At 67.4% G+C, this 14,142-nt stretch carries 17 protein-coding genes; 7 read left to right on the top strand and 10 right to left on the bottom strand.

The genetic code is table 11. The features are described 5' to 3' along the window. Position 1: 1 nt before the first annotated feature. The gene (locus ACFWWR_RS43220; protein WP_384309679.1) at positions 2–1,324 is read right to left on the bottom strand and encodes a UDP-glucose dehydrogenase family protein; all 1,323 of its coding nucleotides are present in this window, start codon (positions 1,322–1,324) and stop codon (positions 2–4) included. 102 nt (positions 1,325–1,426) lie between these two features. Continuing rightward, on the bottom strand, positions 1,427–1,783 hold the full coding sequence (locus ACFWWR_RS43215; RefSeq protein ID WP_384309676.1) for a hypothetical protein: 357 nt from the start codon (positions 1,781–1,783) through the stop codon (positions 1,427–1,429). 330 nt (positions 1,784–2,113) lie between these two features. Between ACFWWR_RS43215 and ACFWWR_RS43210 the strand changes: the two genes are divergently transcribed. The 4 genes from ACFWWR_RS43210 to ACFWWR_RS43195 all read left to right on the top strand — a co-directional run bounded on the left by ACFWWR_RS43210 (position 2,114) and on the right by ACFWWR_RS43195 (position 4,343). Continuing rightward, positions 2,114–2,419 carry a hypothetical protein gene (locus ACFWWR_RS43210; protein ID WP_384309674.1) on the top strand — a complete coding sequence of 102 codons (306 nt, stop codon included), beginning with the start codon at positions 2,114–2,116 and terminating at the stop codon, positions 2,417–2,419. 125 nt (positions 2,420–2,544) lie between these two features. After that, positions 2,545–2,928 (top strand): hypothetical protein, encoded by a 384-nt coding sequence (locus ACFWWR_RS43205; protein WP_384309672.1) that lies wholly within the window; start codon positions 2,545–2,547, stop codon positions 2,926–2,928. 318 nt (positions 2,929–3,246) lie between these two features. Beyond that, positions 3,247–3,732: a winged helix-turn-helix domain-containing protein gene (locus tag ACFWWR_RS43200; RefSeq protein ID WP_384309670.1), complete on the top strand. Its 486-nt coding sequence runs from the start codon at positions 3,247–3,249 to the stop codon at positions 3,730–3,732. 53 nt (positions 3,733–3,785) lie between these two features. Further along, entirely contained in the window at positions 3,786–4,343 is a 558-nt protein-coding gene (locus ACFWWR_RS43195) for a transposase (protein WP_384309716.1), read from the top strand. A gap of 87 nt (positions 4,344–4,430) precedes the next feature. On the opposite strand, the gene ACFWWR_RS43190 is transcribed toward ACFWWR_RS43195, so the two are convergent. From ACFWWR_RS43190 to ACFWWR_RS43170, 5 genes are all read right to left on the bottom strand, one after another. After that, positions 4,431–5,375, bottom strand: coding sequence for a hypothetical protein (locus ACFWWR_RS43190; RefSeq protein ID WP_384309667.1), 945 nt, complete (start codon positions 5,373–5,375; stop codon positions 4,431–4,433). Continuing rightward, positions 5,372–5,728 (bottom strand): PadR family transcriptional regulator, encoded by a 357-nt coding sequence (locus ACFWWR_RS43185; RefSeq protein ID WP_189944291.1) that lies wholly within the window; start codon positions 5,726–5,728, stop codon positions 5,372–5,374. Before ACFWWR_RS43185 ends, ACFWWR_RS43190 begins: the two co-directional genes overlap by 4 nt. Before the next feature lie 239 nt (positions 5,729–5,967). Then, the gene (locus tag ACFWWR_RS43180) at positions 5,968–6,372 is read right to left on the bottom strand and encodes a hypothetical protein (RefSeq protein WP_384309665.1); all 405 of its coding nucleotides are present in this window, start codon (positions 6,370–6,372) and stop codon (positions 5,968–5,970) included. A 139-nt stretch (positions 6,373–6,511) separates the two neighbouring features. Continuing rightward, positions 6,512–7,168: a type I-E CRISPR-associated protein Cas7/Cse4/CasC gene (locus tag ACFWWR_RS43175; RefSeq protein ID WP_384309713.1), complete on the bottom strand. Its 657-nt coding sequence runs from the start codon at positions 7,166–7,168 to the stop codon at positions 6,512–6,514. A 298-nt stretch (positions 7,169–7,466) separates the two neighbouring features. Then, positions 7,467–9,248 carry an RNA-guided endonuclease TnpB family protein gene (locus ACFWWR_RS43170; RefSeq protein WP_384309711.1) on the bottom strand — a complete coding sequence of 594 codons (1,782 nt, stop codon included), beginning with the start codon at positions 9,246–9,248 and terminating at the stop codon, positions 7,467–7,469. Between the two features lie 424 nt (positions 9,249–9,672). Between ACFWWR_RS43170 and ACFWWR_RS43165 the strand changes: the two genes are divergently transcribed. Then, entirely contained in the window at positions 9,673–10,542 is an 870-nt protein-coding gene (locus ACFWWR_RS43165) for a helix-turn-helix domain-containing protein (protein ID WP_384309663.1), read from the top strand. A gap of 50 nt (positions 10,543–10,592) precedes the next feature. Here the strand turns inward: ACFWWR_RS43165 and ACFWWR_RS43160 are convergent, their stop codons facing one another. After that, the gene (locus tag ACFWWR_RS43160) at positions 10,593–11,075 is read right to left on the bottom strand and encodes a hypothetical protein (protein ID WP_384309660.1); all 483 of its coding nucleotides are present in this window, start codon (positions 11,073–11,075) and stop codon (positions 10,593–10,595) included. Positions 11,076–11,456: 381 nt separating this feature from the next. After that, entirely contained in the window at positions 11,457–12,188 is a 732-nt protein-coding gene (locus ACFWWR_RS43155; RefSeq protein WP_384309657.1) for an SDR family NAD(P)-dependent oxidoreductase, read from the bottom strand. A gap of 23 nt (positions 12,189–12,211) precedes the next feature. Here ACFWWR_RS43155 and ACFWWR_RS43150 point away from each other — a divergent pair, with 23 nt between their 5' ends. Both ACFWWR_RS43150 and ACFWWR_RS43145 read left to right on the top strand, forming a co-directional pair. Next, positions 12,212–12,337: a hypothetical protein gene (locus ACFWWR_RS43150; protein ID WP_384309655.1), complete on the top strand. Its 126-nt coding sequence runs from the start codon at positions 12,212–12,214 to the stop codon at positions 12,335–12,337. A 189-nt stretch (positions 12,338–12,526) separates the two neighbouring features. After that, the gene (locus tag ACFWWR_RS43145; RefSeq protein WP_383878060.1) at positions 12,527–13,000 is read left to right on the top strand and encodes a hypothetical protein; all 474 of its coding nucleotides are present in this window, start codon (positions 12,527–12,529) and stop codon (positions 12,998–13,000) included. Positions 13,001–13,158: 158 nt separating this feature from the next. Here the strand turns inward: ACFWWR_RS43145 and ACFWWR_RS43140 are convergent, their stop codons facing one another. Beyond that, positions 13,159–14,013, bottom strand: coding sequence for an alpha/beta fold hydrolase (locus tag ACFWWR_RS43140; protein ID WP_384309652.1), 855 nt, complete (start codon positions 14,011–14,013; stop codon positions 13,159–13,161). Between the last annotated feature and the right edge of the window lie 129 nt (positions 14,014–14,142).

The raw sequence follows: 14,142 nt of genomic DNA, 5'->3' as shown, positions 1-14,142 counted from the left end.
ACTACTTCCCGGGCCGTCCGAGCTGGTGGACGGTCCAGCCCGCCGCGCGCCAGGGCTCGGGATCGAGGGTGGTGCGGCAGTCGACGAGCAGAAGGCTGACCGGGCGGTCCACGAGGGCCTGGGGGTCGGCCTGCTGGTACTCGGGCCACTCGGTGGCCACGATGACGAGATCGGCGCCGTCGAGGGAGGCGGGCAGGTCGTCGGTGTAGTCGAACTCGGGGTTGCGGACCATGGCGGTGGCCACGGCCTGCGGGTCGTGCACGGTGACGGTGGCGCCGGATTGCTGGAGAGCCTGGGCGAGAGCGAGGGCCGGCGATTCCCGGACGTCGTTGGTGCCGGGCTTGAACGCAGCGCCCCACACGGTGACCTGGGCGCCCTTGATGGGGTGGTCATCCAGAGCGCGGGTGATGAGGTCCAGGGCGACGTCGGTGCGGCTCTCGTTGATCTCCTCGGCAGCACGAAGAAGCGTGGCGGCCTTCTCGGCGCCGAGTTGCCGGGCGGAGGCGGTGAACGCGCGGACGTCCTTGGGGAGGCAGCCACCGCCGTAGCCGATGCCGGGCCGCATCCCGCCGCTGCCGATCCGCGGGTCGATGCCGAGGATCTCCACGATCTGGGAGACGTCGCCGCCGGCCGCCTGACACATGTCGGCGACAGCGTTGATGTAGCTGATCTTCAGGCCGAGGAACGTGTTCGCCGCACCCTTGGCGAGCTCTGCGGTCTGCGGGTCGGTGACGAAGATCGGGACGCCGGCGTCCAGGACGGGGGCGTAGACGGTGCGGATCGCCTTCTCGGCCTCGGCGGTGGTGAGACCGGCGATGAGGCGGTCCGGGCGCAGGGTGTCTTCGACCGCGTGTCCCTCACGGAGGAACTCCGGGTTCCACACCACATCGACGCGCTGGCCGGCGGGTGCCAGACGCTGGGCGAGCGCGGTGACCTGGCTGGTGGTGCCGACGGTGACCGTGCTCTTCCCGACGATCGTGCACGGCCGGTCGAGGTGGGGCGCGAGCTGGCGGATGGCGCCGTACACCTGGCCGGTGTCGTAGGAGCGGCCGTCGGCGTCGATGGGGGTGCCGACCCCGATGAAGTGCAGTTCGGCGAAGGCGGCAGCCTCGGGGATGCTGGTGGTGAACCGCAGGCGCCCGCTCGCGGTGTGACGGGCGAGCAGTTCGGGCAGGTCGGCCTCGTAGATGGGGCAGTCGCCGGCGTTGAGCCGGTCGACCTTGGCCTGGTCGAGGTCTACGCCGATGACTTCGTGGCCGATTTCGGCCATCGCCGCCGCGTGCGGGATGCCGAGGTGACCGCAGCCGATCACGGAAACACGCATTGCAGGTCCTTGTCTTGATCGGAGGGGGCACACCGTGCCCGATGTGCCCCCAGACGCTATCGCCCTTGAATCAGGGGGAGTTGAGCCTTGGCCACCGCCCTGTCAGAGGGTGACGTTCAGTTGTTCGCACAGCCGCGCGAGCATAGGGATGGCCTGCCCGCGGACGACGGCGTCGCCTTCGCGCGCTCCCTCGATCGGGTACTCCTTGAAGGCCCCGTTCTCCGTCAGGCCCTCGGGGTTGACGAAGAAGATGCGCATGCCCTTTTCGCGCGCCCGCCGCTGGACCTCGCGCCGGTCCGCATGCAGCCCGACGACCAGGAGAGCCTTCGCCTCGTCGATCAGCGGTACGGGCGGCACCTTCTGGTCGTAGCGGCGTACGACCACCTCCGGCAGGCCGGCCCGCGCGGGGGCGCCGTTCCCGGCCGCGGTCCCGCAGTGGTGTGCGTGGGGTGCTTCCATCCCGTCCACCGTCGACCCAGGCAGAGCCGAGCAGACGCGGCCCATGGCGTCCAGGTCATTCGTACAGTGGCGCGCTCCACCTGGACGCCATGAACCACGCCCGCTCCACGGTGTGTGGGTCGACGGCGGACGGGATGGGAGCTGGGGGAAGGTGGTGGGTACAGGACACTCGGCAACTTCTGCGCGAGGGGTAAAGATCACCCTAAGGAGCTGACCAGTTTATTCCCCTCGTATGACTGTCCTGACAGGCTCTCTGCGCTGAGGGGACGAGTCGCAGTGATGTCGTGACGCGCAGATCCATGCCGACGAGGGGTATCGATGCTCAGGTTCATGGACTGGTCTGTCGTCGTGATGGGCTGCTTGCTGGTTCTTCTCAGCTTCGGCTGCCGCTGGTGGGAGCAGGCAAAGATTCGCAAAGGAGCGCGCCCCCGCCAAGGCATGCGCTTCTACTCGATATGGATGCCCCTGCTCATGGGTCTTGGCATGATCGTCGCCAAGGTGCCGCACATGATGGGCGCACCCTTCGCCATCGTCATGGCTGCTGACACGTTGAACCTTGTGCTTGCGGTCACGACGGCGCTGGTCTTGGCCGCACAGGTGAGGCGTCGGGCCAGGCCTGGGCCATCCGCTGAGTGACGGCAGGCCCCAGGTTCAAATCCTGTTAGCCCCACAGCATCAAGACCCCATGCCTGTCCAGCCAGCGAGATGACGATCTATCCTGAATCGGCTGTGTTCGGGCGACACATGAGCGGAGATGGCAAGTGATCGGCGGCCTCATTGCGCTAGCCCTGTTCGTGGCGCTGGCTGTCCGGTACGTCGTGGTGGCCGTCCGGCTCTGGGGGCATCCCGAGCGCGCCCCCGATGCCGCGGATTCGTTCAGTGTGAGAGGGGCGCCGGGATGGGTCCTCACACGTGGTGTGGTGGTCGTTGCTGCCAACTTCGTTTTGATGGCCGTTATGGTGATCGCGGCGGCCGTGGGACAGGCAGTCACGCGGACGCAGAAACCGGCCGAGCCGTGGTTGGGGATTTCGGCTGTGGCAATGGGTGGGATGATGCTCTGCTGGCTGCTGATCATCCTGATCGGGATCTTCAACAGGCCGCGTTTTCTGGTGGTCCCCTACCTCAGAGACAAGCGGCGACTCTGACGCTGGTGGCGGGCTTGGCGATCACTCCTGGAGATGCTGGCAGCAGATCTGTCAAGAGGGAGTCAGTCAGCTGACACCAACCGCTGACACCAACAGCGGCGTACAGGGTCGGACGAGAGCGGCCCCCAGCGGTCATCCCACCCGCGCCGAGCCAGGCCCCCTCCGACTTCCGAGGGGCCAGTGATCGACCTGATAAAGATGAGGCTGGATCTCAAACCCTGCTTCCAGTGCCAGCGCTCCAGGGGCGACCCCTACTGAGCTCTTCGGATTGGTGTCGGGGGTGGTGACGTGTGGTGATCCCTGCGGTAGGCCGGTGGTATGCGGTATGCGCAGGGTGGCGGCCTGACCGCGGAGCGGCGGCGGTCTCGCGAGCGGATCCGGTACGAGGCAGGCGAGCGATTCGGTTACGGTGAGAGAACCGGGGTGATCGCAAAAGATCTGCGAGTGAGCGAGCGGTCGGTGGAACGCTGGCGTCGCGCCTGGCGGGAGGGCGGTATGACCGCGCTCGCCTCGACGGGGCCACCGAAGCTGCCCAAGCTGTCCGACGGGCAGTTTGCCGCCCTGGAGCAGGAGCTCGCGCTGGGGCCTGCCGCGCATGGCTGGGAGGACCAGCGGTGGACTCTGGCCCGGATCAGGGAGTTGATCGCCCGGAGGTTCCGGCTGGACTGCTCGGCGGCGGCGGCGGTGTGGCGGCTGATGCACCGCCATGGCTGGTCGTGGCAGTGTCCCGCCCGCCGGGCGCTGGAGCGCGACGAGGGTGCAGTGAGCCTGTGGAAGAAGGACGTGTGGCCGCAGGCGGAATGACTGCGGCGGCGCTGGGGGCGTACATCGTCTTCGAGGACGAGGCCGGGTTCTCGATGACGCCGCCACGTGCCCGAACCTGGGGCCGGCGTGGGGACACGCCGGTGGTGCGGGTGCGTGGCCGCTCCTGGCGCCGCTGGTCGATCGCGGCAATGTGCTGGTACGAGCCGGGCGAGCCCTCCCGGCTGATCTACCGGCCGCGCCGCCACCGCAAGCATCGGGGCAAAGGTCGTGACACCTTCGCGTGGAGCCACTACCGCGACCTGGTCGTCCGCGCCCACATTCAGCTCCAGGCTCCCATCGTGCTGATCTGGGACAATCTCAACACCCACCGGGCGGCCGGGATGCGCGACTACGCGGCGGCACACGACTGGCTGACCATCGTGCAACTGCCCTCGTATGCACCCGACTTGAATCCGGTCGAGGGCGTCTGGTCACTGTTACGACGCGGCCCGCTGGCCAACACCGCCTTCACCGACGACGAGCACCTGGAACGCACCCTCCGCCGGGGACTGCGTCACATTCAGCTCCGCCCCGACCTGATCGACGGCTGCCTCGCTGGCACCGGACTCACGATCACACATCGGCCGACAACAATCCGAAGAGCTCAGTAACTCCCTATGTGCGAAGTCTCCGGCTAGCAGGAGGCCCGGCAGAAGCGCCGGGCCGATCCGGGGTGCGACCCGGGGTCCCGGAGCCAGCTATGCCGCGCTCGGCGGGGTTGACTGGAAGTGGCGCCGGCGCGCGCGGAGGAAGGGCACCGTGCTGCTGAGCAGGACTAGGAGCAGGACAACCACGCCCGCGGGGGTGAGCTGGACCGTCACCTGCAGCGTGGTGGGCAGCACGGCCACCGCCACGCCCGCGACGGTCAACCGGTTACGCGTGCCGAAGAGCAGGGCGATCGCGAGGACCCCGGCCCACAGGACCCCGGCCCACAGCGGGCCGATGACGCTGAGAACGCCCAGCGTAAAGGGGTAGTACATGTCGACGAACTGCACGCCCGACACCAGGACGGCCGCCAGGGCGGTGGTTCCCATGATCGTGCGGCGTTGTGACAGGGAGGGGCCGAGCAGATCCCTGGGTGCGGCGAGGACGACGGCGCCGGTGAGCAGCGGCACGGCCAGTCGGATCACTGCGATCGAGGGGGTGCCGTAGAAGCCGGAGGAGGCGAACGCGGCCAGCAGGACGTCGGCCAGGCACAGCACCATCGCCGGCACGACCAGTGCACGGGCCACGGTCCAGCGCCCGGTCCAGACAGCCGCGAGCGCCGCCAGCCAGAGCAGCGGCGTGAGGCCCGTGTTGGCCAGGCTCAGCACATTCGGGAGCGAGGACGCCGGCAAGGTCCGGACGCCGGGGGCGAAGAGCCACAACAGGCCCGCCACGAAGCTACCCGTCGCCACGGCGATAGCCAGCGGGGCCGCCTGCGCAAGGACCTGACCCGCCATCCGGTCGGAGCCCAGGCCGGTGCGCCGCCGCAGGCCATGGCCGGCGACATCGAGCGCCTCGCGCAGCCGACCGAGCGGGCCGGCATCCTGCGTCGCCTCGGCATAGATCGCGGTCAACTCGGCTTCGTGCTCAGCGCGGTAGGCGGCCGGATGGAGGCGCAGCGCCCAGCGGAACGCGAGTGAGCTGTGCTGCTGCGTCATGCCAGGGCCCCCTTCGGGCGGATGGCGTGGGCGCGACGGGCGGCCAGTCGACGCTCCGCCTCGGCGACGACAGCACGCAGCCGCTCCGTCTCGGCGGCCAGCACGTCTCGGCCGGCCTCGGCGAGGGCGTAGACCTTGCGCGCCCGACCGTCCACGACCTCCTCACGCTCGACCCGGATCAGGCCCTGCTGGACCAGCCGGTCCAGCGCGCCGTAGAGAGTACCGGTGCGCATCCGCACACGGCCCTGGGAGATCGCGTCGATCTCCTGAATCAGTCCATAGCCGTGCCTGGGCTCGTCGGCCAGGGCAGTGAGCAGGAGCAGCGTCGGCTCCTGAAGCGGTCGCTCATTCATGTCGCCTATATATATCAGCGACCGGCATATGTTGTCGATCGATTCATCGTTCTGCCGCCCGGAAGCCCGATCCGCTGCCTGGGGGCCTGGCCGCTGTGGCGGCGGCACGTCAGCGGGCTGATATCGCCCAGTCACTGGGGTATCGAGGAACGGTCAGAAGGCCCCCGCGGCCGCTCCGTTGCAGGTCAGCGCAGCAACCGCCTCTTTAGAAGATGTCTCAGTTGGCGATGGAGCCCTCCCTACAACTCGTACCAATCACTCAGTTCACCAGGCGTCCCTGTCTGGATGAAGTCGTGAACGATGTCCCAGGCATGATCCATGGACAGTGCGAAGTCTGCGGTGAACGCGTGTAGTTCGTCCATGATCGCCACTTCGACCTCGGCGCTCGGTGCCGCGGAATCATCGCCTACACGAAGAGACACTCCGCCAGAGTTGTCGAAGAGGTGGAGGACAGCGTGATCTCCTTTGAAGCCCAGAGCCAAGTAGGGGAGATCGCCGTCTGGCCGCCGGATCTCAAGGAAGCCCTGGCCGAGGCCGGTTCCGAGGGCCTTGATGTGAGCCTCAAGGTCCTGGACATTCGAGTGCCGTTCGAGCCCTGAGAACCAGCCGGTCTCCAGTGCCGTCGCAGCCCACACCACGTTCATTCCTGCTCCTCCCGTCCTCGTCACGCTACCTGACCCTCTTCCCTGCCGCTTTCACGGATATCCACCCTGTGCACACCGGCGGTAGCAGATGAGGGCACTGGCCAATCCAACGAAGGCGAGGAAGTGTTCAGCCTTCCGTTCATAGCGACGACAGGACGAGATTGGGGAGAGTGCCGGTGGACGCAGTGGAGTTGGCTTTGGCACGAGGGACGGCGTCCACGAATGCCTGGATGAATTCGGCTTCGGCAGCCTGCGCGGCGACCTCGGCGTCGTCCGTGGTCATGCCTGAGACTCGGAGGTTGGCGCGGAGTTTGTACCGGTCTAGAGCGGCGTGGCGGTAGAAGGTGCCAGAGATCAGTGACTGATAGCCGGTCATGCCCGCGCCAGCGTTGTCGGCCGCGTCAAGGAAGTCGAGGGCGTTCTCCCGGCGCTCGAGCTTGGCGTCGTCGGCCGCGGCATAGAAATCGTCAATGTGCTCGGCGGGGCCAATGGTGAACGCCCAGGAGTGCTGGGCGGCGCCGTCCACGGTGCGCAGCTCGGCGACCTCGGCGAGGAAGCGGCCGAAAATGGTGATGTCGATGGCGTCGCGGGGGGCGAATGCGGTGAGGATGCCGGTGCGGAGCTCCCCTGGCAGCGGCGGAACCTTGACTTCCTCCTCCTTGCTGTCCTTGGCGGCGGGCTCGGCCGACGCGTCGGCGTCAGGGATGGTGTTCTTCTTCCGGGCGTTCTTCTTGGCGTTCTTCTTGGCTTCTTCCCTCGCTGCGGCTTCTGTCCTGGCGGCTGTGTACTCGGTCAGCCATGTGCTGAAGGCGGTGGCGTGTGTGTTGAGGTGTTCGGCGATTCGGTCACCGGAGTCCTCGGGGGCTTAGAAGAGCACCTTGGTGAGGTAGGTGGTGGATTCCTTCTCGCCGAACTTCAGGCCGAGTCCCTCGAGTGCGCTTGGCAGCGTAGTCTGCCAGTACACGGATCGTCCCCGTCGCGCAGGGAGCGGCGGCTGAAGGGCCTGAGGGCCTTCAGCGGTAGCTGCCCTGCCGCGTTGGTTGTGGTGCTGCTGTGGGACGCCCGGGGATCGCTCCCGGGGGGTGGCACCGGCGTCAACCGGTGTCTTCTCGCTTCAACGCCCCTTGCCCGGGAGCCTTGCGGGCTTCGGGACTTCCAGTGGCTCGGCGAGCGTTTTGGGTCTCCCCCCTATCGGAGGCGACCGTCTTGAGCTGCCTGTGCGCCGCGTCAACGATGTTCGCGGTGCTGTTCTCGTGTCGGTGTACGGCCGCACCGCACGAGGGGCAGTGGAACGTGCTGCACGATGGGCCGGAGCTTGGGTTTCGCTCCTTGCACTTCGCGCAGGTGCCGGTGACGGGCTCGCCCTGGTCGAGGACGACGAGCTGCGAGCCGTACCAGGCGGTCTTGTATGCGAGCTTCTGGCGCAGGCTGCCCAGGCCGGCGTCCAGGAGCTGCCGGTTGAAGCGGGCCTTGGCCCTAACGTTTTTGCCCGGCTTGTCCCGGGTGCCCTTGGCCGAGGTGGTGAGAGCGGTGATGTCCAGGTCTTCGATCGCCACGTGCGTGAACCCGGTGGCCAGCTTCTTGGACAGGCCGTGCAGGAACGAGGCGCGTCGCACCGTGATCTGCTGGTGGACGCGGGAGACCCGGGCGGTGGCCTTCCTCCACCGCCCCGACCCCTGTTGGCAACGGGACATCGCGCGCTGGGCCTTCGAGAGCTTGGCCAGGCTGTCGGCGAGTGGACGGGGGTGCTGTACGAGGGCGGTGGCGGGGTCGGCCGGGTCGAGGGGGCTGGACAGGGCGGCCAGGTAGTGGGAGCCGAGGTCGACGCCGACGAGCCCGCCGGCGCACTGGCGGGCGGTGGGGCGGCCGATCTGCTCGACGCGTCCGCCGTTCTCGGCGGCCTTCTCGGCCTGGGTGCGGCTCAGGTACGGGGTGCGGGTGCCGTCGTCGTGGGCGTGCTCCCACAGCACGGGCACGTCCTGCTGCACCTTGGCCAGCACGGAGGCGTACCAGCGGTGGCCGCCGCGGGTGATGGTCACGGACTGGATGACGGCCTCCCCGCGGTCTACGAGCCGCGCGAGGCGCTTGCCGGAGTCGTGGATGCGGATGCTGCCCAGGCCTGGCATCACCAGGCGTCGGTAGCCCTCCAGGCGGATGATCGGCCTCTTCACGTCGTGGAAGAGAGCGAACGATTCTGTGTGGCCTTTCTTCTTGAAGCGGGGGTATCCGTGGCGCTGGCCGGCGCGGCGGCCGGCGAGCGAGTCCTGCCAGTACTTCCAGGCGACCTGGGCGCGGTCGAAGCCGGAGGTGAAGCAGTAGACGTTGACCTCCCTCCACCAGGGGCAGCCGCCCTCCTCCTTGGGCAGATCCCGTTCCTTGCGCCACAGAGCGGTGGTGTCGGTGGCGGTCGGCGTGCGGAAACCGGCGCTGAACGCCTTGGCCTTGAGTGCGTTTACCGTGACACGGCTCTCAGCCAGGAGCTCGCGTTCACGGCTGGTACCGGCGGCGTCCGCGCGGGCAGCGGCCAGCCGGCGGACGAGGGCCTCCTGCCCGGCCGAGGGCTGTATCGCGGGCAGCGGCGGCTTGCCGGCGACGGTGAGCGTGAGGCTCTTGCGGTGGTGGTCCCACACCTTGATGCGGTCGGTGAGCTCGGCGCCGTCGGTCTTGATCCGCTCCTTCGCCTCGGCTTCACTCAGCCCCGCCTCGAGGTAGGCGGTCCGGCGGCCGGCCCATGCCTGGTGGGCTTGGGTCTTCTTGGCCACGGCGTAGTTGTAGGCCCACCGGCAAGCGCCGGAATAGCGGGACAGGGCGGCGCGCTCGACATCGGAGGGGTCCAGGGCGAACCGGTACGCCCGCAACACCTCCGTTTTGGGCATCGTCACGGCCGCGGGGCCTTGCCCTGGCCCTGGCCCTGGCCCTGCGGGATGGGATTTCGCCGCCACGCGTGGTGTACCTCCGGCTCCAAGTCGCTGTGCTGGACCGCAGATTGCCATGCGCCAAGGGTTGCCGGTCACGCGCCATACCGTCCTGATCACAGGCAGCCGAAAAGGACGCTTACACTGGCATTTGCCTCAACTCATGGGATGCAAAGGCCCTCGCTGACATGTGAAGCAAGCACTCGTGCCTTTTTTCGGTCCCTCCCGGTAGAACGCCTGGCGGTTCCTGTTGTGAGGCAAATGACGAAGTCACAGTCCGCTTTGACTGCCCGACGAACACGACGGTATGGCGCGTGACCGGCAGCCCTTACCCCATGGCAATCTGCGGGCCAGCACGATGACTTGGAGCCGGAGGTAGACCGCCGTGGCGGCGAACAGCAATCCCACCGTCAGAAAGCGCCGCCTGGGTGCCGAGCTCCGCCGGCTCCGTCAGGCCAGCGGGCTGAAGAGTAAAGAGGTGGCCGAGCGGCTCATGGTCTCCCAGCCCAAGATCAGCCACCTGGAGAACGGCCGCCGCGCCATCAACCCCCGCGACGTACGCGATCTGTGCGCGATCTACGGAGTGACGAATCAGCAGGTCATCGACTCGCTCATGCGGATGGCCAAGGAATCCGGACAGCCGGGCTGGTGGAACGTCTACGGCGACATTCCCCAGAGCGTCTTTGTCGGCCTGGAGGCGGACGCCGCCACCGTCCATGCCTACGAGCCCATGGTTATCCCCGAACTGCTGCAGACCCCCGCCTACGCCCACGCAGTCATCGGGGAAACAATCCCTCTACTCACTGCCGAACAGGCCGCCACACGCCTCAAGGTGCGGCTACGCCGTCAGCACCGGATCTACGACCCGGCCTGCCCGCTGCGTCTGTGGGTCATCGTGGACGAATCGGCACTGCGGCTCGTCGTCGGCGGCCCGGACATCATGCGCGAACAACTGGAGCACCTGAACGCACTCGGCATGGAGCCCCACATCACCGTGCAGGTCCTCCCCTACACCGTGGGCGCCCACCCGGGCCTCGCAGGACGGTTCTCCATCCTGAGGTTCGCCGACAGCCCCGAGACAGTGGTGCACCTGGAACGCTTCACGAGCGATCTCTACCTGGAGAAACCATCCGACGTGCAGCACTACAGCGTGATGTACGACCACCTCCAGGCCCAGGCTGCCGACCCTGACAGCAGCCGCGACTTCATCACCGAGGTCACCAAGACGTACGCCGACGCGGCGAGCCGCCCCTGAGTCCTGGTTCTGTTCGTGATCTGGCAGCACCGTAAGTGCGCCGCTTTCTGTCACGGCTGCCCCGCAGCGGCCAGCACGGCCGGAACGCAGACCAGCGTGTTCGCTGAGTGGTGAACCTGGGACGGGCGCGGGGTGTCTGCCTCCCGCGCCAGGAGCCGCGCTGGTTGCCGGCGATCATGCACAGTCGGCTCCGGCCGGGTGATGCCGTCACCCGGAACGGTCCAGGCGAGCCGGCCCGACGGGGTGCGCTCGTACACCAGGACGGGCTCGCACTCGGGCGTGCACGTGGGGTCGCGGCTGTGGCCGGTACGCAGGGCACAGGTGCGTTGCGCCTCCCACCGGTGCGCATCGAGGGCGACGGGGTGCCGGTGCCGTGCGGCCGCGGCCACCGCCGTCCTGGCCGTCACCCCCGCCCGCACCGCGACCACCACCCCGGCCGTCGGCCTCATCCCGGCCGGCGCACGCGAGAGGCTGACCATCCCGCGGCAACCGCCCTGCCCCCGCTCCGCCACGACACCGGCCACGTCCTGCACCGGCCGCCTGGCGACGCCGTCACCAAGCCATCGCGCAAGCCTGCCACCGGCGCCTGAACAACATCACCGCCACCGCGGCCCCATGACGACCATGACGACCAAGAACGACAGCTGCCGGGCCAGACCGGCCTCAACAAGGCGGAGTTGAGCAAGCCTCGCAAGCCCCGGCACGGTCTGGCCGACATCGAACTCGCCACCGCGGAATGCCACCGCGGAACGGGTCGACTGGTTCAACAACCAGCGCCTCCACACGCCGATCGCAGGCATCCCGCACCACGAACACCGAGACCACCTACTCCGCTCAACACCAGCCCCAACCGGCGGCTGGAGTCAACGTACAGAGCCTCCACCCGTCCCCGGGCGGTTCACTGTCTGCAGATCTCAGCCGGCGAGCTTGTTGGTCTTGCGGATCTGTCCGTCGAAGACCCCGGCGGGAAGGATACGGTGCGCCGCGCTGAGGAGCCGGGCACTCCGGCCGGCGGCGTACCGCACCTTCGGCTTGGCATCGGTCGCGGCCACCACGATCGCCTTCGCGACGGTGGCGGGGTCGTCGCCCTCCTCGTTGACCGCCAACGCCAGCCTGTCGGCGATGCGCCGCTGCTCCGCGTAGATCTGCATGGGCATGTCGGGCTCGACGGTGTTCGCCTCGAACGAGGACCTGGTACCGCCCGGCTGGACGACAAGGGCCCGGACCCCGTGCTCGCGGATCTCATGGTCCAGGGACTCGGTGTACCCCTCGAGCGCGTGCTTGGACGCCGAGTAGGTGGCCATGTTGGGCGCAGGGAGGAACCCGAGGACGGACGAAATGTTGATGACGCGCCCGCTTCCCCGGACACGCATGAACGGGAGAACGGCCTTGGTCATACGCATCACACCGAAGACGTTGATGTCGAAAAGGCGCTGGACCTGCGCGAGAGAGTTCTCCTCGGCGGCGGACCGGTCGGTGCGGGCTGGGGCGACCGGGCTGGAAGAACGCGACGGCTGATGGTGGCCTCGCTTCGACCGGGACGTGATGGTCCGCTCGCTGGCGGAGAACGCCCAGCGTTCCTTCCGGCACGAATGGACACAGGTCGCATGCCCCACCCTGGTCGTTCTGGCCCAATCCAGCTTCATTCCCTGCCCAGGAAGCCGACGAAATGCTTCGACAGCGACCCGCCACCACCATAGCCATGGGCATCCCCGGCACCGGCCACGACCTGCACCTGGAACAGCCTGGGATCCTGCACACCGCGCTCTCGGGCTTCCTCGAAGGCCTCGCCTGAAGGCCCTACGCGGTCACAACGACACCAAGGTCAGCCCCCGCACATGGCCATCGATCCACAGATCTTGACAATTACTCACCACAACCCCGCCCACCCCTAGGATTCGTCCGGGCGATCTCTGACGCAACAGCGCCTGACACTCGTGAATCTCGTTGTCGAAGGTCTCGCCGAGTGAGGTAGAAGGGCGGTATGGATGCTGCCGTACTTGAACAGATGCTGGATGAGACCTTCGATCACGCTGTCGTGCACCACGGATACACCAACTACATGCGCGACTACGAGGTCATCGTCTACGCGACGGCTGATCCCCGTACCGGCATCACGCCGGCCCACCTGCGGTATCTGTTCAGGTACTGCGTTGAGGCGCGGTGCGAGACGTCAGTGCCGGCGGAGACCTGGCGGGTCTCCTTGGACGACCGGCTCATCGACCACGAAACTGGTGCCGATCTCGACGGGTACGTCTGGGGCGTGAAGTGGCACTGCCTCTACCCGGGAGCCAAGCTTCTCCCCGCATCGGAGGCCACGCGACGCTGGTCGAACGCCCTCGGCATCGACTTCCACGAGGTACGCATGGAGACCAACGCGCACAACCTGACCTTGCTCTTCTCCGAACTTCAGGTGAGCGAGGCCCCGGTTGGATATGCACCGTTCGTCGCGGAGTAGGGATCAGGGTTCGTGTGATCTTGTGACCGGCGTTGTCCGGGTCGTTCTTCCTGTCATGGGGCGGGGTGATCTGAGTGATGCGCAGTGGGAACGGCTGCGGCCGTTCCTGCCCGTCAGTAACAGGCGTTGTGGCAGGTGGCGGGAGCATCGGCGGGTGCTCAGGCGCTGAAGAACTGATGGACGCGGGAGACGAACCATTCGGGTTGTGCCAGGTGCGGATAGTGCGTGCGCTTCGGTGCCTGCTCGACCACGGCGGCGGGGATGCGGTCGGCGAGCCAGTCGGCGTAGTCACCACCGGCATCCGTTCCATGCAAAGACAGGTACGGGACGCCAGGCGGGAGACTCGTGGTCCGTCGAGACCACGCTGCCAGGGTGTCAGCGTCCCAATCAAGCAACGGGGTCCAAAAGCCGCTGAACACGTCCTGGTCGAGGGTGCGGCGGCGCTCGATGTCGGCCACGAGCACAGGGTCCAGGTCACCGTACAGCGAGGCGAAAACCGTACGAACGAAGTCCGCGAAGCCCTCTCCCCTCACAGCGATGGCTATCTCCGCAGGCAGCGGGCCGACCCGCAGCGACTGGTCGACGTTGACCACACCACGGGTCGGATAACGAGCTGCGTAGGCAGTCGCAATCACCCCACCGAGGGAATGACCGACCATGAACGGGGACTGGTCCCCAGTCAGATCCTCGTCCAGCGACTCGATCAGATCGTGGATGTCCTCCACCGACTCGTCAATCCCGAACGGCGAGTTCCGAGGCGAGTCCCCGTGGCCGCGCAGGTCGACGCGCAGCACGCGGAAGTGCTGCTGCAGGCAGACAGGGGCCCAGAAGCTTCGGTTCTCGGTGATGCCGTGGACTGCCACGAGTAGCGGTCCCGTGCCGTTGAGGTCGTGGGCCAGCTGATTGTCAGGTGCCATGGTCACTCTCGGTCGCGATGCGGCTTCGACTGATCGGCGCCGGGCGCCGGCGTGGCGGACGGCGGCGACGGTGGCGGCAAGCGGTTCCTGGCTCATGGGATGCTCCTGAAGTTGATCGAAGTGGATCTACGTCTGGTTAAGATTTACTCTTATGCAATTGGACTTGAATCTGCTGACCGTGCTGGACGCCCTGCTCGAAGAGGGCAGCGTGATGGGTGCGGCCGA

Origin of the sequence: Streptomyces sp. NPDC058678, from assembly GCF_042714835.1 — a bacterium.
In the GTDB taxonomy this organism is placed as follows: domain Bacteria; phylum Actinomycetota; class Actinomycetes; order Streptomycetales; family Streptomycetaceae; genus Streptomyces.
This window is presented reverse-complemented; position numbering and strand designations above follow the sequence as displayed.